Genomic DNA, 20,271 nt, shown 5'->3' on the forward strand with positions numbered 1-20,271 from the left:
CATGCCTTCTGTTATCAGCACCCCACGCCAACGGATGCTCACGACCCTCAAGGGTAGCGCCGGTGCCCTGCTGTCGAGCGGAGCCTCATTGACGGCCCCCCTCGCACTGGCCACCGAGGTCACGATTGCCTGTGGCCCCGGTGGAGATTCCGACATGTGCCCGGAGCTCGCCCAGCAATGGGCCGAGCAATCCGGCAATCGTGTCAATGTGATCTCCACTCCCAACGACACCACCGAGAAGCTCTCGCTGTATCAGCAGTTGCTGAGCAGCGGCTCCAGTGACATCGACGTGCTGATCGTCGACATGGCGTGGCCAGGGCTGCTCGACGATCACCTGGTCGACCTTTCCCGTTACCTGCCCGACGACGCCACCGAGGGCTTCTTCCCCGCGCTGGTCGACAACGGCACCGTAGAGCAACGTCTGGTGGCCATGCCCTGGTACACCGACGCAGGCGTGCTCTATTACCGCAAGGACCTGCTGGAAAAATACGACCAGCAGGTGCCAGAGACCTGGCAGCAACTCACCGAGACGGCGCGCACGATCCAGGCGGCGGAACGTGACGCCGGCAATGCCGATTTCTGGGGATACAGCTTCCAGGGGCGCGCCTACGAGGGGCTAACCTGCAACGCACTGGAGTGGGTCGCAAGCCAGGGCGGCGGCACCCTGGTGGATGATGCCGGTGAGGTCACCATCGACAACTCGCGCGCCGCCGAGGCACTCGACCTCGCCGCCTCCTGGATCGGCAGCATCGCTCCGGAAGGCGCGCTGAATCATACCGAGGAGGAGTCACGTGGGTTGTTCCAGTCGGGCAATGCGCTGTTCCTGCGCAACTGGCCCTATGTCTGGAAGCTCAGCCAGGCCGAGGGCAGCCCGGTGGCAGGCAAGGTCGGCATGGCACCCCTCCCGCATGGCCCGCAGGGCGAGTCACGCGCGACTCTGGGCGGTTGGAATCTTGCGGTATCACGCTACTCGGAGCACCCACAGGCCGCAGCGGAGCTGGTCGCCTACATCACCGCCGCTCCGCAGCAGAAGGCCCATGCCATGAAGATGGGGCGCAACCCCACCATCGAACACCTTTATCAGGATGACGAGGTGCTGGCGAGCAACCCCTCGATGGGCGAGCTCTATGAAGCGCTCAGAACCGGCGTCGCGCGCCCGGCCTCGGTGACGGGCGATGCCTACGCACGCGTCTCCAATACCTTCTTCAACCGCACCCATCAGGTGCTGTCGGGCGAGGAAACCGGTGCTCAGGCGGTGGAAGCGCTCGGGAGAGAACTCACCCGCATCGGACGCCGCGGCTGGTAACGCCAACGGCCTCACCCCGCCAGGCCTTGCGCCTGCAGACTGATGACGCCCGGAAGGTCTCGCGCAGAGACGCGGGGCCTTTCCGGCGCTCTTGCTTGCCCGTGCCCCCTGCCGCCTCGACAACAAGGATCGTGCAATGACATCTATCCAACTCCATCGCCATGCCGCACACGACTGGTGGCGCGGTGCAACTCTTTACCAGATCTATCCGCGCAGCTTCATGGACGCCAATGGCGATGGTGTCGGCGATATTGCCGGCATCATCCAACGTCTGGACTACCTCGCGACCCTGGGGGTGGACGCCATCTGGGTCTCCCCCATCTTCACCTCGCCCATGCAGGACTTCGGCTATGACGTCTCGGACTACCGTGACATCGATCCCCTGTTCGGCACTCTGGAGGACTTCTCGCGGCTCGTTGCCCGCGCACATGAGCTCGGGTTGGGCGTCATCATTGATCAGGTGCTGTCACACAGCTCCGATCAGCATGCGTGGTTCCGGGAAAGTCGCCAATCCCGGGACAATGCCAAGGCTGACTGGTATGTCTGGGCAGACCCGCGCCCGGACGGCGGTGCGCCCAACAACTGGTTAGCCGCCTTCGGTGGCCCGGCCTGGACCTTCGATTCACGGCGCTGCCAGTATTATCTGCACAACTTCCTCGCCAGTCAGCCGGACCTCAACTTCCATCATCCCGAGGTGCGTCAGGCACAGCTCGACAATCTGCGCTTCTGGCTGGAGCTGGGCGTCGACGGGTTCCGCTTCGACACCGCCAACTTCTACTTCCATGACCAGGCGCTGACGGACAATCCGCCGTCCTCGGACGACTACCGTAGCCGTGGTCATCCCCGCAGCTATCAACTGCTGAAACACAATGCGGATCAGCCAGAGAATCTCGACTATCTGGAAGAGATTCGTGCCCTGCTGGAGGAATACCCCGGCGCCACCAGCGTCGGCGAGGTCGGGGGCAGCGACCCGCTTCCCGCCATGGCAGCCTACACCGCGGGCCAGCACCGCCTGCATATGGCCTACACCTTCGACCTGCTCAACAGCACGGGCGATGCCGTGGACTTGCACGCCGTGCTGGCACGCTTTGCCGAGCATGGCGAAGACGCCTGGCCGTGCTGGGCATTGTCCAATCATGATGTTCCGCGCAGTGCCAGTCGCTGGGGGAGCGCACGCGCCTTGCTGGCACTGACGGTACTCTGCTCATTGCGGGGCAGCCTCTGCCTCTATCAGGGCGAAGAGCTTGGATTCGAGGAAGCGGAGCTGAGCTACGCCGAGCTGCAGGACCCCTTCGGAATCGCGCTATGGCCCGAGGTCAAAGGACGCGATGGCTGTCGCACGCCCATGGTGTGGGCGCCCCAACGCAATGGTGGTTTCTGCGCTGACTCTCTGTCGCCCTGGCTTCCCGTCCAGGCCCCTCATCAGTCACAGGCGGTCTCGCTGCAACAAGAGGCGCCGGAGAGCCTGCTGAATCGCGTTCGCAAGCTGCTGGAACTGCGTCGCGAGAATGCGACGCTGAGGACGGGACAACAGACGCTCATCTCCCCGTCCGTGCTGCCGAAGGGTGTCTTTGGCGTGATACGTCACACTCCTCACCAGCAGATGGTGTGCCTGGCCAATCTGGCACACGAGGCAGGTCACGGCCCGGAACACGACAACGCCCCCGTCATGCTCGACCTGCCTACCCTGATGGGCTCGCGAATGCCTCATGGTCAGCATCATGACCCGATAGAGGTCGTCTCGTTGCCCGGCATGGCAACGCCCTCGCTTGAAGCAGGCCAATTGAGCCTGGCGCCGGGGATGGCAGCCTGGCTGGTCCTGCCAGCCGATACCTCGCAAGTGCAGGACCGCTAGCAGGCGTTGCCCGGCTGGACGCCTTGTGCGCAGTTGACCGCTCGTTCGGCCAACTCCGTCACTTTCTGGGCATTTCTGGTACGTGGCGATATGCTATCTCTGCACTTAATCGTTCAAGCTTTTCATCTTCAGGAACCCGACGCCTGTGTCATCGCCTCGCCGCATCACTCTCAAGGAGCTAGCCGCTCAACTCGGCGTCTCCACCGCCAGCGTCTCCAACGCCTTCAACCGCCCCGACCAGCTCTCGCCAGCATTGCGCGAGCGGGTGCTCGAGGAGGCCAGACGCCTTGGCTACCGTGGCACGGATGCCAAGGCGCGCAGTCTGCGCACGGGGCGCTCACGGATCATCGCCGTGGTACTCGCGGAGACGCTGACCTACAGCCTCAAGGACGCCGTCGCCAGCGAACTGCTGTCGGGCATCGCGGAAGTGCTGGATGCTCACGGCCATACCCTGCTGCTGCTTTCAGGCCGCCAGAATGCCTCCCAGGTGCCCGGATCTTCCAGCATCGCCGATGGCTTCATCGTCTACGGGCTGATGGCCAGCATGGCGCTGGTGGAAGAACTCCAGAGTGCGGGTCACAAGCCTATCGTGGCGGTCGACTTCGATCTGGGCGATCACCCCGCCATCCATGTGGATGATGAGCCCGCCTGTTACGCCATCGCGCAACATGCCTTGCAGACACCCGCCAGTCGTATCGCCATCGTCAACCTGCGCCTGACCGACACGCCCTGCAATGGCCCCATCACCGATGCCCATACGCTGCTTCCGGCCGGCCGTACCATTACTCGCTCGCGTCTGGCGGGGTTTCATCGCGCCCTGGCAGAGCGAGAGGTGTCTTTGCAAGACGTCGCGATGTGGAACATCGAGGAAAACACCTATGAAGTCTGCGCACCGGTGCTGGCAGAGATACTCGACCTGCCGGCCAACGAGCGGCCAGACCTCCTGCTGTGCATGTCAGACCGCATTGCTCTGACCGCCGTGACCCTGGCGGAACAACGTGGCATCCGAATTCCCGAGGATCTGCGTATCACCGGCTTCGATGGCATCGAGGAAGGACAATATCGGTCACCGCGCCTGACCACCGTCCACCAGGACAGTACCGAGAAAGGCCGCCTTGCCGCGCGAATGATTCTGGGGCTGGAGCCCGCGTCATCACACCGGCTCTCGACACAGCTAATCCAAGGCGAGACTTGCCCGTAACATAATTTAATTACTGATTAACAAGGGCTACACTATAAGAACACTAAAAACTCAAGCCATATATTATCGGTATAAAATAAAGCACGATAACAATGTGAGCCTTTGACTTATTATTTATTAAGGGCTGACTGCGCAGATCAGCCCCCAACCACATGCTGAAAAGCTAGTAAACTTAAAAGTCAAGTCAGATAAAACACTAACTATCCTCGGTATTTAGCATACATATCCCTAGCTCGTCCGAGGTGCTGAAACATCGCTTTATGTGCACCTTCCTCGTCCCTATTCAAAATTGATTCCAGAATACGGGTATGCTCTTCGTGAACGAGATATAAATAACGCTGTGCTGCTTCAATGTCGATATCTGTACTTAAGAGTTTTGAGCGTGGAATGACGCTATCGCTCAGTGGTTCATAAAAGCGTTCAAAGAATGGATTATGAGTCGCTTTGATAATTGCGCGATGAAAGGCAAAATCTTGTGAACCAGAATGAGACTGCGTAGCACGTGGAGTCAAAAAGTCTGCATGTAGTGATTCCAATGAACGCTGATCGTTCTCGTCATAGCGAAGTGCGGCAAGCCTAGCGGCTTCGGGCTCTAATATCAGCCTTAACTCCAACACTTCCAGAATATCTTCGACTGTTGTTGCACTGATTTGTTTCGCAGGGCGCGACTCAGCCAATGTATTGCGCAGAACTGTCGTACCCACGCCACGGCGAGTTTCTACCAACCCCGAAGATTTTAGATGAGTAATGGCTTCTCGAATCACTGTTCGACTGACACCAAATGCATTACACAGTTCACCTTCGGTGGGCAACTTACTTCCTACAGGCACTTCTCCCGAGGTAATACGACGCTCAAGCTGCTCTAGGACCGCTTGTGACAAGCTGCCTTCACGACTGACCCGTTGAACCTCCCAAAATCTCGTCATTTATTCACCTTCCATCCACCTTACTAAAAATACATTGTCTAGCTTGACGCGCTAGGATGACGTTTACGGATTGCACTTATCATACATCATACTGAAAAAAAACCAATAATTGAATAGACCCGCTATGCTGCCCTGCATTGGTCACCATGTGGAGCAAGTCGAGTGTGAAACAGGAAGCCCTCCCTCCTTCCAAAAGGCATTCCTGAATAATGCTAAGCATATAACAAACTTTAGCCAACGCTATACTAGCGACCTCAGTTGTAGCAAGTATACTGACGCGCTAAAAAATTAGCTTCGATCTTATGCACTTTAAAAATAAGATAACCATATTCAGATCTACGATTATCTAACTTACAAAGCAATAATAATAATGAAAGCTATTATATAATGATGCAAAAAAACAACAAGCTTAAAGGGAAGTATCACGCAACATCGTTAATTCCTTATATAAAGCTTCTGGTATATTGATACCGGTTTCTTTGCTTCTCATACGAGCCTCATACCGGCGCTGTGATGGTAGACGTGCTCCTTGAGATAGCACTTCCTCGAATAATGTTTCAGCGTGTTCCAAATGATAGTGCATCGTATCACCAAGTAGTTTATGAGGATCGATCGCTATAAGTAATTCACCGTGCCATGGTCTTCCTGAGTTCTCTGTAGTAGCCGGTCGAGTCTCATGGCCCAACACATCGCCGATCAAAGGACCGGCGAGCAACTCAATCATCATCGACAGCGCTGACCCCTTGTAAGCGCCAAATGTCAGCATTGCTCCTTTGAGAGCCTCCTCGGGATCAGTAGTGGATAGACCATCTTCACCAACCGCCCAGTTGTCGGGAATCGACTTACCTGCACGACGATGTAGCTCGATCTCTCCTCGTGCCACCATGCTAGTAGCAAAATCAAACGTAAAAGGATCTCTTCCGGGACGTGGCCAGGAGAAGGCTAACGGATTGGTGCCTAACAGAGGCCGACTCCCGCCAGCTGGTGCCACAAATGCATGGCTTGGGGTCATAGCCAGCGCCACTAACCCCTCCTCAGCCAGTGACTCGACCTCTGGCCAGAGAGCAGAAAAATGAAAGGAGTTATTTATCGCTAGCAGAGCAATACCATTCGTCCTAGCTTTATCGATCAGTAATGGACGTGCTTGCTCAAAAGCTAATAATGAACAGCCATTATTGGCATCAGCTCTAACTACGCTTGGCGCAGTATCCTCTATTCGAGGCACTGCATCGGGACTCACACCACCGAGACGAAGAGTGTCGACGCAACTGATGAGTCGGTATAATCCATGAGAGTGCCCCTCATCTCGCTGAACCGCGACAATATTACGAGTAATAGCAGCTGCATGAGGCTGACTATATCCGTATCTCGTTAAAATCTCATGACTTAGTTGACTAGCTTCTTCCTGAGTCAATGTAACGAACGTAGTCATCGATCCCTCCCCTTTTCCAACGAGTCAATTAGTTCAGAGGCTGTCAATCATCCGGGTGCCCTAAAGAGGTAAACTTGCCACCTTGATATATTACAGCCGAATCATTAGGGTCAATGTCTCCTGCAGCTGCCTCAACCTTTGCACGCCATGGCTCGGAATTATCTTTAGGCGCCCAGCCCAGGAACGAGGATTTACTATTATCCCACCAAGATTCGTGATTATTTGAAACACCATATATCACGGTGTATGCAAGCTTGGGCGCTACAAATGCACGCTCGAGCAAGGCAACAAAGTCATCTACGCTCATCCAAGTAGCCATCATGCGAGTATCGGCCGGCTCAGGGAAACAAGACCCAATACGAACACTCAAAGTTTCGATGCCGAACTTATCGTGATAAAGGCTAGCTAGATCCTCTCCAAAACACTTCGACACCCCATAAAGCGAATCGGGGCGGTGTACACACTGGGTATCGATACGTGTAGTACGTGGGTGGAAGCCGATGACGTGGTTAGAGCTAGCGAACACGACACGAGCTTGTCTAAAATGTCGAACTGCCTCGTATAGATTATATACACCAATGATATTAGACTGAAGAATATTTTCCCATGGTCTCTCTACAGAGATACCACCCAAATGAATTATTCCATCACACCCCTCTACCAGCGACATTACCGCTTTGGCATCGGAAAGATCACAAGCCACAAGCTCTTCATGATCATCAGCCTCACCCAGATCCGAGATATCTGATAATCGTACACAGTGAGCTAAACGGGAAAGATGAGGACGCAAAGCCTGACCAAGCCCACCAGCAGCTCCGGTTACTAAAAGACGATTAAGCATGATGAATCTCCTTGTTAAAATATCAGCCAACTCACAATTATTACGAGACCGTAATATAGGCGAATTGAAGATACTACTTGTCATGTAAGTGCTTAGTTAATGTCAAAGCCATAAAGCCTTGCTGGATTATCGACTAGTATTTTTTCGCACTCCGATTGAGTGGTCCATTGGAGTAAAACATCCAATTGCATGGCATCATTCGGATACTGGGAACGTGGCACACCAACGTGTGGCCAGTTGGAGCCCCAAATTACTCGCTCGGGTGCGTGTTCAATCACGCGTCGTGCAACTGCGCCGACATCTGAGTAATCAGGGCCTCCTACTAAACTCGTTTCATAAGGTGCACAAATTTTAAACCATGCATTCCCGCGATCTAACAATCTTAATATTTCATCTACTCGAATATCTTCACTCGGGACCGGATCCATGAACTTACCGAGATGATCAATGATAAAATCAGTCTTCAAGCATTTCAATGAAGTTAAGTGATCATTAAGGTGACGACCATTGAACTGCACCATCATGTGCCAACCCAGCTCTCGTATACGAGGCTCGATTAATGCCATATCAGCACAACTCTGAGCTCCCCCTGGCAGATCCATAATACGTGCGCCTCTCACACCCTCTGAGTGCCATGCCTCCAACTCGGCTTGCGGAGTTTCCGGAGTAACCACGGCGACGCCACGTGCCTTTGTCAGTCCAAGTTCACCAAGCGCGACGAGTAAAGCACTGTTATCACATTGATAGGCATTAGGTTGAACCACGACGACACGCTCCAGCGAAAGCCACTTTTGAATTTGATAGTAATCCTCTACCGTAGCTAACTCAGGAATCGACGGACCACCTGGCTGGGACTCATACCCAGGTAGGTAGACATGCATATGACAGTCGGTAGCCCCTGGCGGTGCTTTTAGGGTTGGCTCTGAACCGATCAAAGGACGAGTATTGTTAGGGAGATTCAATTAAATACCCCTTAAAGCGAAATGGGTTAGAGCATTACGATCAATTTCAATTCCAAGCCCAGGGCCATTGGGGATCTCGACCCAACCATTGGTGTGCTCTAACGGCCGGCTAACAATCGCCTGACGGAATGGATTATCGGTACGATCAAACTCCAGAATGGGTTCTATGGGTTCACGCCTGGGCGGATTAGGAGGCAAGGCCGCCATTACCTGAAGGCTCGCGGCAATACAGACAGCAGTCCCCCACACATGAGGAACTACACGGACACCATGCAACGCCGCCAAGTCAACCACACGACGCATTTCGGTAAAGCCACCTACTCCGCAAATATCTGGCTGGCAGATATCAACAGCTCGGCTAGCTAGAGGTTCCAGCATTGCGTAACGCCCATGCCAATTTTCGCCGCTCGCTACAGGCAATGGCTGACCCTCACGCACTGCACGGTAAGTAGAGATCTGCTCGGGAAGGACGGGCTCTTCAAACCAATCAACGCCATATACAGACGCCCGCTTACCAACCTCGATAGCCTCCAATAAGTCATATCCGTGATTGGCGTCGATCATCAATCGACATTGGGGGCCGATAGCCTCACGTGCAGCAGCGATAACGCGAATATCCTCATCAACATTGAAACCAATCTTGATCTTGACTCCGTAAAAACCCTCCGCGGCGTAGCCGGCGACCTCAGTAGCTACGCTGCGGATGCGATCCACTCCTTCGCGACGAAATGAGCCTGTCGCATATGCATGAACGCGTTCGCGGAATCGACCTCCCATTAGCTCGGAGATACTAGCGCTATAGTATTTACCTTTGATATCCCACAATGCGATATCGATGCCACTGAGGGCAGTCATGGTCAACCCGCGTTGGCCTTGATCACGTAGACGGTTATAAAGATCAAGCCATAACTTTTCATGCTCTCGTGGGTCCATTCCTATTAAAGATTTAGCATAGATTGCGACAACCGCAGCATTAGCTTGTGCCGGCCCCAGGCACTCGCCCCATCCTACAGTACCATCCTCACACGTGATTTCTATTAGACAATGCTGGCGACGAGTAAAGTGCATGGAAGCACTCTCGAAGGCTTCTTCAAGTGGATAGTCCAATATATGAGCTTCGACCTTAGCTATCTTCATCAGCGCGTACCTCCACTGATAGACGGTATGGTATTAAACATAGTCATCCGAGCCAATTTGGTAGTGCCATTGACAATGCCGGTACATAGGTCACCAACATAAGAGCAGCGAATAACGCTAGGTAAAATGGCCAAATGGTACGTACAGTCTGCTCAATCTTGATTTTTCCCACCACACTCCCCACAAATAAGCAGGCCCCAACCGGTGGTGTACATAAACCAAGTCCGAGATTCATCATCATCATGATACCAAACTGGATTGGATCCATACCAAATTGAGCAGCAATTGGAAGAAAGATTGGTGTGCAAATTAGGATCAGTGCTGCCATGTCCATAATCATGCCGAGTGCCAGTAGTATCAGATTTAGCATCAGCAAAATGATGAGCGGATTATCTGAGATACCTACCAATGCTTCAATCAACAATGTTGGAACATCATAGAGAGCCAGCAAATAAGAGAAAGCAGATGCACAACCTACTAAAATCATTACCAATGCTGTAGTACGGACGGACTGATAAACCGCCACTTTAAATGCTGACCAATGTAACTCGCGATAAGCTACACCAGTCACTATAATCGCATATATAGCTCCAAAAGCACCAGATTCTGTTACGGTTAAGATGCCAGATAGCACACCGCCAACAATGATAACGGCAGTCAACAGACCAGGTAGGGCAGAGAAGAAACTAATGACCAGCGACGACCAACCAGGAAAACGTTCTCCTTGATAGCCACGTTTGACAGCCACAACATAGGCAGCCAAAGCCAGCAGTACACACATCAATATCCCCGGCATAATTCCAGCCATAAACAGCTTGGTGATAGAGAGCCCACCACCTGCGGCTACTGCATAGAGAATCATATTATGGCTTGGAGGAATCACAACACCAGCAACCGAGGATGTAACAGTGACATTCACAGCATAGTCTGCATCGTATCCCTTCTCTTTCATTACTGGGATTAAGATAGAACCAAGAGCTGACGTATCAGCTACCGCTGAACCTGAAATACCACCAAAAAGCATTGATGAAGTCACATTGACCACCCCAAGGCCACCTCGTACGCGACCAACAGCGGCAGAGGCCAGGCGCACCAATCTCTGGGATATCCCACCATGCAACATTAACTCACCGGCGAAGATGAAAAATGGGATGGCCAATAAAGAAAACACCGAGATCCCAGACAGAATACGTTGAAAAGCCACAAACAATGGCAGCCCTTCATATAGAAAACCACCTACCGCCGCCAAACCAACAGCAAAGGCCACTGGTGCCCCCACAGCCAGCCCTAGCACGAAAAGCCCAAACACAATTGCTAATCCCATGGTCAAACCTCTTCATCGGTGGGTAAATGGGCATTATGACGCTTGACTATACTGGCTAGAGAGAAAAGCACCATCAGCACACCACAGATCACAAGAGGGGCAAAACGCCAACTTTCCATAAGTCCCAGCATAGGAATTGGACGCGAATTGTTACTTAATAGCAGTATCCCCCCCTGCCATGCCATGATAGCCCCGAATATAGTGACAATGAGATCTGCCACATGATGCATCAAGGTCCTAAATGGTTCTGGCATATTATCTCTAAGCAAATCGATCGACAGATGGCTATTATTGCGAACCCCTGCTGCAGCTCCCAAACATGTAATGTAAGCTACACTCAGAAGTGCAAATTGCTCAACCCAAGTCGGGGTGTCATTAAGTACATAGCGGCCGAAGACCAACCAGCCAAAGCTAATGATTAGTAGAACAAGCAAGACACCTGCGACTACGACACAGCTATGCGCAATGTTATCAAGAGTTCGATCAATCCATGCTTGTGGCATGCATTTCTGGTGATCTACCCTATCAGCGCCTTCGTCTAATACTTTACTGGATATTTTCATGCCCCGCCTCCCTACCCGCTTTCCGAAGCTCAGAAAGCGGGCATTGAAATCAAATATAGTTATTTGGTTTGGGCCATTTGAATATCTTCAACCAGTGATGCAAGGTCAGGGTGATCTTCCAAGAAATCATCGTATACTGGCTTCATTAACTCCTGGAAGGCTGCCTTATTTGACACTTCGTTTATCTTAGCGCCAGCATCAAGTACTTTTTTGCGACCTGCCGTCGTGCGCTCTTCCCACAATTTACGCTGTTCAGTGACGGCTAGTTCTGCAGCTGCTTTCACAGAATTACGATCTTGCTCCGATAGTTCATCCCAACTGCTTTTCGCTACACATAAGCATTCGGGAATCACTAGATGATTGGTCAATGAAAAATAGTTGGCCACTTCATAGTGCCCACTAGCTTCATAAGTTGGAATATTGTTTTCCGCACCATCGATCACCCCGGTAGTCAATGACTGATAGACCTCACTGGCAGCCATGGGAGTTGCGTTTCCGCCAAGAGCCTCGATCATATCCACATAAAGATCATTATTCATCACGCGGACTTTCATACCTTTTAAATCTTCAGGCGTCTCAATCGGATGGTCGCTGTTATAGAGACTTCTTGAGCCCGCTCCAAACCATCCCAGAGCAATCAATCCTTGATCCTTCATTGCACTTGCAAAGCGTTGACCAATTTCTCCATCCATTAATTTATACATGCTCTCTTCACTATTAAAAATGAAGGGTAGAGACAGCACATTAGCGGCTGGCACCATCGGACCCATCGGCCCCATATTAAAGTTCCCAAAGTCCAAGGCACCATTACGTGTTTGCTCAATCGCATCTGGCTGTGCCCCGAGCACACCATTGTTATACACCTTAGGTTCAATACGTCCTTCTGTCCTTTCGCTGACCTCGCTCGCGAAAGTCTCAAGAGCAACCGTATTAGGATAACCAGGCGGCTGTATGTTCCAGCCTCTCCATTGCTCTGCTTGAACCGGGAAAGCCGTAGCGGTCATCAAACCGGCAGCTGCAGCGATCTTGAGAGAATGACGGGGCAACAAAATTTTCTGGGTCAGCATGGCGATCTCCTTCCAGAAGTACTCTGGAAATATTGTAATTATTCAATTGACGCTAGTTGTAGAGCCTCATTGTCATACCAGACAGCAAAGGCGCGAGTGCCAGACAGCGATACCTCACAAAACCATGAGCGATCGGAGGTAACGAAAGCTGGCCACCAAACGTCATACATCATACTAATGAAAACCTAATCAAGCTGCGTGGTCTTTACAAGTCGCCTCTCTCACTTCGCGACCAAAGTGCAACGTCATGATTCGATGTGACTGCACTTTCAGCTCAAAGCAATACACCTCACGCCCAACAGGCGACTCAATAAACTTGGTACATTACCGCACATACCATAAACCGAGTCGCCTGACAGGATTATTGGCTTATCGAGGACACTCATCAAAGGCGCTGAATCTCTAATTTCCCTATGGAGTCCAAGGTTTGACTTTGAATAGGTAGACGGTGCTGTGTGGCGGAGGTGGGAGAAGACATTTGAATCGCTCTCGCATAAGACCTTGGTAACATCGCGTGCCCCCTCTCCATCCCAGCCACACTGCATTATCGCGACCTTTAGCTTTTGCGCTCACCATCGACAAGGCGGCTAACGCCATACGGATTGCCGTCTCGCAAAGCTGCTGGCAGCAAGACACCGGGGAGATTCTGATAGCATACTGGCCGCAGAAAACGATGAATGGCAGCACTACCTACCGAAGTAGTACGTGAATCAGAAGTCGCCGGATAAGGGCCACCATGTACCATGGCGTGACAAACCTCGACTCCCGTTGGCCAGCCATTGGCCATAACACGCCCCGCACGACGCTCAAGTATCGGTAGCAAGCCACGAGCGAGTTCCATGTCGGCACTATCCATTTGCAACGTCGCTGTCAGCTGTCCCTCGAGTTGCTCTGCTACACGCCCCATCTCATCTTGATCGTTACATTCAATGACTAGAGACGTAGAGCCGAAAACCTCTTCCTGCAAAACTGCATCAGACAAGAAATCGCTCGCAGAAGTCGCGAACAAATTAGCTTGACAAGCATTAGCCCCTTGCCCGGCAGGCCCATGCGCCACGACCCGAACCTTGCCACTAAGCGTAAGTTTAGCAACACCTTGTGTATAGGCCTCGTATATTCCCGGCGTCAGCATCGTGTGCGATGCAGCCTCTTGGATAGAAGCGCCCGCAGCCTGCAAAAAGCGATTCAACCCATCGCTCTTCTGGGCAATTATCAAACCAGGGTTTGTGCAGAACTGCCCTGCTCCCATGTTCAAAGAATCGACAAAGGCCTCTCCAAGCTCAGCGGCACGTGACTCTAGAGCTGCCGGCAATAAAAATACCGGATTGATCGAGCTCATTTCTGCATAAACTGGAATCGGCTCTGGACGCGCTTGAGCTGCTGCCACCAGTGCAGTTCCGCCACTGCGCGATCCCGTAAACCCTACCGCTTTAATACGAGCATCAGTGACTAGTCCTTGTCCTACCTCACGACCAGAACCATAGAGCAAGGAAAACACACCCGGAGGGAGCTGGAATTTCTTTACTGCTCGCTGAATCGCGCGACCCACGAGCTCTGAAGTTCCTGGGTGCGCAGAGTGAGCTTTGACCACCACCGGGCAGCCAGCTGCCAGGGCGGAGGCAGTATCACCACCTGCGACAGAGAACGCTAGCGGGAAATTTGATGCCCCAAATACTGCCACTGGACCCAGCGCTATGTGCCGCTGCCGCAGATCGACCCGCGGCATGGGCTGACGCTCAGGAAGTGCAGAATCGATACGTACATCAAGCCACTCACCGGCCCTTACAACGTTCGCGAATAAGCGCAGCTGAGAGCAGGTGCGCCCGCGCTCGCCTTCGAGACGAGGCCTTGGAAGGCCGGTCTCAGCCATCGCGCGCTCTATCAGAAGATCCCCAATGGCCTCAACCTCGTCAGCGATCCCTTCGAGAAACTGCGCCCGTATCTCCAGCTCAGCTTCGCGATAGGCGTCAAAGGCTTCCCAGGCCAATGAGCAGGCTTGCTCTACCTCCACTGTGCCGCCCGCCGCATAGCCCGGTTCGAGTTGCTCATTGGTCTGCGGATTTACAGCGTAAATCATTGTACCTGTGGCTGCGATAGCTTCAGCACCCACCAATTGTTTACCCTCTAGCCTCATCATTTTTCTCCTGTTAAGGAAAATCAAAAATTCATCTAGTACAAATCTCAGGTATTAGCGACCGCCACCAGTTCCTTCAAGACTCGCACTTCATTCTCAGTGGGCATTTCTAATGGCGCACGTACACTACCGGATGGACGTCCAATAATATCGGTTCCAGCTTTAATCAAACTGACGGCATAGCCTGACTTGCGGTCTCGCAAGTTGACGAAAGGCAGGAAAAAATCTCGCGAAATATGATGTACGGTTTCAGCATCACCGGATCGCAATGCTTTATAAAATCTGACGGCCATGTCTGGCACAAAGTTGAATACAGCACTCGAATATGTGTTCACGCCGACGGCAAGATATGCTTCAGCGATGATTTCGGCCGTAGGAACACCGCCCACATATGCCAAACGGTTGCCTACCGTCTTAATGATTCGATTTAGGGCCTGCATATCGCCTTTGCCGTCCTTGAGCCCGATAAGATTTGGGCAAACATTAGCCAGGCGCTGTACTGAGTTGGGGTTCATCACTCCATTACCACGGTTGTAATAAATTACACTGATCGAGGTAGATTGGCAGATCTGTTGAGCATAATCCACGAGCCCCTCTTGTGGGCACTCTGTCAGATAAGGAGGCATCAGCAGAATTCCATCTGCGCCCTCTTCCTCAGCGATACGTGCAAACTCACTCCCCATCTCTACACTGAGACCGGCACTAGCTATAACAGGCAATTTCCCATCAACCGTCTGAACAGCCAAACGTACAATCTCTCGAAACTCGTCGATGGAGAGGCTGAAGAACTCACCTGTACCGCCTGCAACGAATACAGCGGAGATCTCGTGACTAATAAACCATTCCAAACGCTGTCGATAGCTTTCGGCATCAAAACGTCCCTGAGCATCGAAATCGGTTACGGGGAACGATAGCAATCCATCGCTGATCGCCTGCTTGACCTCTGTGTGTTGAAAATGCATTGAATCATCCTCTTGTCTTGTTTTCGAATGCCCGATGGGGAATCGGTGGTACAGGTAGCCTTCACCTCGTTGTTGTCATACATCATACAAACGGAATTGGAGAGCAGCCAACTTTTTGTGCGTCACCTTGACTAAAGTATAATTTTTACCACATAGCTTGAGGGCTGACGGTAGAACAGAGAAGTCAAATCAACTGGTACTGTTGGCATCGTAGACAGAAATTTATTGACTTACACCAATAATATTTTTAGTCCTGACTATTGTATGTAAGGCACTCAACAAGTATACACATAAAAAGACTACTGCGACTCGATTATCACGAGAAAATATACATAAAAACACAAGGTAATTGCACCGATTTATTCCTATTCTTATTACAAATAGATTCTAGCATTTATTATAGCTTCGAACTATTACTTTACACGGTAAATCATGCATTAATTGGCGGGGGCTTTTTTTACAAGGAAAGCCCCCACTCTTTCGTTAGTTATTCTAGCCAGTTAATTAACATTGGCTATTTGTTTGACGTCCCATCCAAAAAGGAGTGACGACGAACCAGACTATTGTAACTCCTAGAATACTGGTTTTCATTAATGACGCATCGATAGCGTCGATAAGATACAGCACAGGAAACAATACTGTCAGGACCAGCATTAACATTGAAATTGTTTGTAATGCTTTTCGCATAGCGATCACTCCTTCACCGAAGTATGCATTGTCCCAACCTGCGCACTATTGGAGCTACTGTCTCTTCCAATAGATTGAGTCGAATCTTCTCTCTGAGCCAGATAGCTCAATCCGATAAAGAGTAATGCGGCGATGAACCAGCCTGGCAAGGCAACGAAGAAGATCTCGATTTCCGCGTATTCCACTAGTCCCAGGCAAATCGCCAACGTGATCAGCCAAGTCGCCAAGACTGGATACGTGAACTTGCGATTTACCCCTTCGGCATAGAAGCTTTTGAGCCCCAGCTTGGGGAGCACCCAGTAATCGATGACAATTACCGCCCCGATGGGCATCAACAACAATCCATATAGCGCCACGAAACCAAGTAGCTGCATCGCCACTCCCGGAAACATCGCTACGAATGTGGTCAGCAGTCCCGTGCCCAGGGTCACTTTGAAGCGCGAAACATTAGGGATGATCGCCTGGAAGGCCAAACCGGCTCGATAAATGGTTGGGTTAGCAGTAGTCCACCCAGCGATGATTACACAGATCAACCCGGCAACACCCAACGCTTGATCAGCCAGTGGTCCTGGAAGTGGGTTGGGGATTCGTCCTGCCTCGGCAGCAGCGATCATGGCACTGTCCGTGGTCAAGCCCGCATCGTACATCTGGAAAGCGAACAGCATTGAGGCGGCAATCCATGCCATGAAATGACCTACATACATCCCTGCAGCCGAGGCGATGCTATACCAGCTCTTGCGAGCAAAGCGCAGCACTGAAAGATCTGACATCCCTACATGCATGGCCATGTTGGCAAACCAGGCGAAGAATATTACGTGCCATAGGGTGAAATCTGGTTGCCCTGGCACTCGTACCCCTGTCCAGATCGCCGTTTCAGCCAAGGTCCAGAGTTCGGTAGCCGATCCGATCTCTGCCCCCGTTGCATCCACGAACCACTTCAACGAGACAATCCCAAAGCCAAGGAAGATTAATACCATCCAGGGCGCAGCAATATTGGCAAACCACGAAACAAAACGATAACCGTAGGCGGCCACCAAGGTGATCACTCCTCCGACACCAAGCACACTCAACACCCAGCCAATACTGTTAGGCGTCAGATCTGCAAGTGTTGGCAGTGGGAATCCGAACCAAACCCCGACGGCAGTAGCGGATACCGTGATCATGGCGCCTGCCAAGAAGCAGAATGCCAATCCGTTTGCCAGATTGTAGAGTACGACTGTATAGCGCCCGGCTATTCTCTCGATGTGGTAGTAAAGAGTCAGGCGTACTCGAGTCGCGATGGGCGCGGTAAGTAACAACCAACTCAATACCGCCAATGAATTGCCGATCAGCAACCCAACAACGACGTCGAATGCGGCCACCCCCGCCAATACGAACAGCGGCCCGATCATCAACTCAGTACCAGCAGTATGCTCCCCAGCGTACATGCCGAGAAAGCTCTTGAACCCCATTCTTGCTTGGTCAGGAACGACCTGTCGTTCGTATTCGCTACTAACGTCAGAGCCGCCCCCAGCAGCTTGTATATTATCGCTCATGGCGCGCACCTCTCATTATTTTAATAGCAGAAAGCCACTATTTCAGCGTTTAGGCTTTCAGGCCTCGAGGTAGACCACATGGCTATGGGTATACTCATAGAGTCCATGCTTTCCGTCGGCGCCCCCCATACCTGACTTGCGAACCCCTGCATGGAATCCTTGCATAGCCTCGAAGTTCTCGCGATTGACGTAGGTCTCCCCGTAGTCGATCTCGCGACAAGCTTGCATGGCACTAGAGAGGTTTCGGGTGTAGATAGACGATGTCAGGCCATAGTCGGAGTCATTGGCAAGCGCGATGGCCTCCTCCATATCCTCGACTACCTGGATTGGGAGTACGGGACCAAAGATTTCCTGACGCATAATTTGCATGTCATTGTGGCAACCGGCCAGGACAGTAGGCTGGTAATGATGGCCACGCGGCAAATCACCGAGCGCCCCGCCTGTTACCAGGTCTGCTCCGTCAGCGAGAGCTCGTTTGACCATAGCATCGACCTTGTCGAGACCGGCCTGATTGATTAGCGGCCCCATATCCACATCAGGCTGAGCCAGCGGATCACCATAGGTCGTCGTTCGCATGATCCGCCCCATTCGATCAATGAACTCGTCCGCGACACCTCGCTCGACGTAGACGCGTTCTGCACAATTGCACACCTGACCACTATTAATGATGCGTGATCCATGAATCGCCTTGACCGCCAAATCAATGTCGGCATCAGCGAGGACAATCGCGGGCGCCTTCCCCCCCAGCTCGAGGTTAAGCTTTGTGATGTTGCCAGCTGCACTGGTCATGATTCTCGACCCGGTAGCCACACTACCGGTAAAACTGATCATATCGACCTCGGCGCTTTTGGTCAGAGCATTGCCAGTGCTGGCGCCGCTGCCGCTAACCACGTTGAACACGCCTGCGGGTAGCCCCACCGTGTCGAGCAACTTGGCGAACTCGAAGCAGTTATTGGGTGTCTCTTCACTAGGCTTAATGACGATTGTATTGCCGGTCACCAGCGCTGGGGCCATCTTTCGCGCAATAAGGAAGAACGGGAAATTCCATGGCAAGATGCCAGCCACAACCCCGAGCGGTTTACGAAATAGGAAGATATTTTCATTGGGGCGGTCACTCTCGATGATTTCTCCTTCAATACGCCGTGCCCACTCTGCCATGTAATCCAGGTAGTCAGCCGTGAAATTGACCTCCGTCTCAGCAAGTGCCGAAACCTTGCCCTGCTCCTCGGAAATAATACGTGCTAGGCGTGGTACATTCTCTCTGATGCACGCAGCAATTTGGCGCAGGTAGGCGGCTCGCTCGACGGCGGGCTTTGCGGCCCAGCCTTTTTGGGCGCTACGTGCCGCCGCCAAAGCACGATCAACATCCTCTACGCTTGACTCTGGAACCCGCGATATCTTCCCGCCGGTGGCGGGGTTGAAGACCTCGAGATGATCACTAGTGGTCTCGAAGGTGCCATTGATATAGTTCTGATAGATAGGCTGATGGCTAGACATGATGGCGTCTCCATTATTGTTTTTCGATCTGACTTTCTGGTTTAGTAGGTACTTGAGGGCACACAGGACTTATCTTGTTTCCGATAGCGACTCAGGTTCGCGATGGCGGCCTGTCGCATCAGGCTGATATCGATACTGACGGCAATAAAATGGCAGCCTAGAGAGAGATAACGGTGAGCGTCGTCTTCTACAGGTGCCAATATACCGACCGGTTTTCCGGCATCGCGTACGCTATGAATGACCTTTTCAATAGCTTCCTGAACATCGGCATGCCCAGGGTTTCCAGGATGTTCCAGGCTCACCGACAGATCCGCTGGTCCGATAAAGACAGCATCAACACCTTCTACCGCTGCGATTGCCTCAGCATTCTCAACCCCTTGTTGAGACTCCACTTGGACGATCAGACATAGCTCCTCATGAGCGATCGCCAGATAGTCAGCGATACCGTCCCAACGTGTGGCACGAACCAGGCCACCGCCGACACCACGAATGCCATGCGGCGGATAACGCATGGCGCGCACTAGCTCCCGGGCTTGCTCTGCAGTCTCCACCATAGGAACCATTAGGGTCTGAGCCCCGATGTCCAGTAATTGCTTAATCAGTGCAGGATCTTGATTGACAGCCCGAACCACTGGCGCGGTGTCATAAGGGGTTACCGCCTGAAGCTGCTCAAGAAGCGACCTCACGTTATTAGGTGCATGTTCGCCGTCGATGAGCATCCAGTCATAACCAGTCGTGGCACAGATTTCTGCAGCGTACCCGGTACCGAATCCGGCCCATATGCCGTACTGTGGTTCCTGTTGACTCAGGGCAGCTTTGAAGGTGTTCGTTGGTAAGTGCAT

General features: G+C 52.3%; 16 protein-coding genes. 3 read left to right on the plus strand and 13 right to left on the minus strand.

Features of this window, described 5'->3' with window-relative positions; translation table 11 throughout:
- Positions 1 to 34: 34 nt before the first annotated feature.
- From ACJJV2_RS10470 to ACJJV2_RS10480, 3 genes are all read left to right on the plus strand, one after another.
- A complete protein-coding gene (locus ACJJV2_RS10470; RefSeq protein ID WP_405280759.1) occupies positions 35 to 1,306 on the plus strand; it encodes an ABC transporter substrate-binding protein in 1,272 nt (423 codons plus the stop codon).
- A 136-nt stretch (positions 1,307 to 1,442) separates the two neighbouring features.
- A complete protein-coding gene (locus ACJJV2_RS10475; protein ID WP_405280575.1) occupies positions 1,443 to 3,161 on the plus strand; it encodes an alpha-amylase family glycosyl hydrolase in 1,719 nt (572 codons plus the stop codon).
- Between the two features lie 145 nt (positions 3,162 to 3,306).
- Positions 3,307 to 4,362, plus strand: coding sequence for a LacI family DNA-binding transcriptional regulator (locus ACJJV2_RS10480; protein ID WP_405280578.1), 1,056 nt, complete (start codon positions 3,307 to 3,309; stop codon positions 4,360 to 4,362).
- Between the two features lie 200 nt (positions 4,363 to 4,562).
- Here the strand turns inward: ACJJV2_RS10480 and ACJJV2_RS10485 are convergent, their stop codons facing one another.
- The 13 genes from ACJJV2_RS10485 to ACJJV2_RS10545 all read right to left on the minus strand — a co-directional run bounded on the left by ACJJV2_RS10485 (position 4,563) and on the right by ACJJV2_RS10545 (position 20,271).
- Positions 4,563 to 5,288 carry a FadR/GntR family transcriptional regulator gene (locus ACJJV2_RS10485; RefSeq protein WP_084589475.1) on the minus strand — a complete coding sequence of 242 codons (726 nt, stop codon included), beginning with the start codon at positions 5,286 to 5,288 and terminating at the stop codon, positions 4,563 to 4,565.
- 409 nt (positions 5,289 to 5,697) lie between these two features.
- Positions 5,698 to 6,720, minus strand: coding sequence for an Ldh family oxidoreductase (locus tag ACJJV2_RS10490; protein ID WP_405280581.1), 1,023 nt, complete (start codon positions 6,718 to 6,720; stop codon positions 5,698 to 5,700).
- 43 nt (positions 6,721 to 6,763) lie between these two features.
- On the minus strand, positions 6,764 to 7,561 hold the full coding sequence (locus ACJJV2_RS10495) for an NAD(P)-dependent oxidoreductase (RefSeq protein ID WP_084589477.1): 798 nt from the start codon (positions 7,559 to 7,561) through the stop codon (positions 6,764 to 6,766).
- Positions 7,562 to 7,653: 92 nt separating this feature from the next.
- Positions 7,654 to 8,523: an amidohydrolase family protein gene (locus ACJJV2_RS10500; RefSeq protein WP_240548740.1), complete on the minus strand. Its 870-nt coding sequence runs from the start codon at positions 8,521 to 8,523 to the stop codon at positions 7,654 to 7,656.
- Positions 8,524 to 9,660, minus strand: a complete 1,137-nt coding sequence (locus tag ACJJV2_RS10505) for a mandelate racemase/muconate lactonizing enzyme family protein (RefSeq protein WP_043334061.1) — start codon at positions 9,658 to 9,660, stop codon at positions 8,524 to 8,526.
- A gap of 43 nt (positions 9,661 to 9,703) precedes the next feature.
- A complete protein-coding gene (locus ACJJV2_RS10510; protein WP_043334062.1) occupies positions 9,704 to 10,984 on the minus strand; it encodes a TRAP transporter large permease in 1,281 nt (426 codons plus the stop codon).
- A gap of 2 nt (positions 10,985 to 10,986) precedes the next feature.
- Positions 10,987 to 11,547, minus strand: a complete 561-nt coding sequence (locus ACJJV2_RS10515) for a TRAP transporter small permease (protein ID WP_043334063.1) — start codon at positions 11,545 to 11,547, stop codon at positions 10,987 to 10,989.
- 59 nt (positions 11,548 to 11,606) lie between these two features.
- Positions 11,607 to 12,614, minus strand: a complete 1,008-nt coding sequence (locus ACJJV2_RS10520) for a TRAP transporter substrate-binding protein (protein ID WP_043334065.1) — start codon at positions 12,612 to 12,614, stop codon at positions 11,607 to 11,609.
- A gap of 556 nt (positions 12,615 to 13,170) precedes the next feature.
- Positions 13,171 to 14,748 carry an aldehyde dehydrogenase (NADP(+)) gene (locus ACJJV2_RS10525; RefSeq protein ID WP_043334067.1) on the minus strand — a complete coding sequence of 526 codons (1,578 nt, stop codon included), beginning with the start codon at positions 14,746 to 14,748 and terminating at the stop codon, positions 13,171 to 13,173.
- A gap of 47 nt (positions 14,749 to 14,795) precedes the next feature.
- The gene (gene kdgD, locus ACJJV2_RS10530; RefSeq protein ID WP_043334069.1) at positions 14,796 to 15,710 is read right to left on the minus strand and encodes a 5-dehydro-4-deoxyglucarate dehydratase; all 915 of its coding nucleotides are present in this window, start codon (positions 15,708 to 15,710) and stop codon (positions 14,796 to 14,798) included.
- 692 nt (positions 15,711 to 16,402) lie between these two features.
- The gene (locus ACJJV2_RS10535) at positions 16,403 to 17,932 is read right to left on the minus strand and encodes a purine-cytosine permease family protein (RefSeq protein WP_405280589.1); all 1,530 of its coding nucleotides are present in this window, start codon (positions 17,930 to 17,932) and stop codon (positions 16,403 to 16,405) included.
- Positions 17,933 to 17,989: 57 nt separating this feature from the next.
- Positions 17,990 to 19,429, minus strand: coding sequence for an aldehyde dehydrogenase (gene aldA, locus ACJJV2_RS10540; protein ID WP_043334070.1), 1,440 nt, complete (start codon positions 19,427 to 19,429; stop codon positions 17,990 to 17,992).
- Between the two features lie 41 nt (positions 19,430 to 19,470).
- Positions 19,471 to 20,271 (minus strand): HpcH/HpaI aldolase/citrate lyase family protein, encoded by an 801-nt coding sequence (locus ACJJV2_RS10545; RefSeq protein WP_043334071.1) that lies wholly within the window; start codon positions 20,269 to 20,271, stop codon positions 19,471 to 19,473.

This window comes from Cobetia sp. Ld8, from assembly GCF_045066615.1.
GTDB lineage: Bacteria > Pseudomonadota > Gammaproteobacteria > Pseudomonadales > Halomonadaceae > Cobetia > Cobetia amphilecti.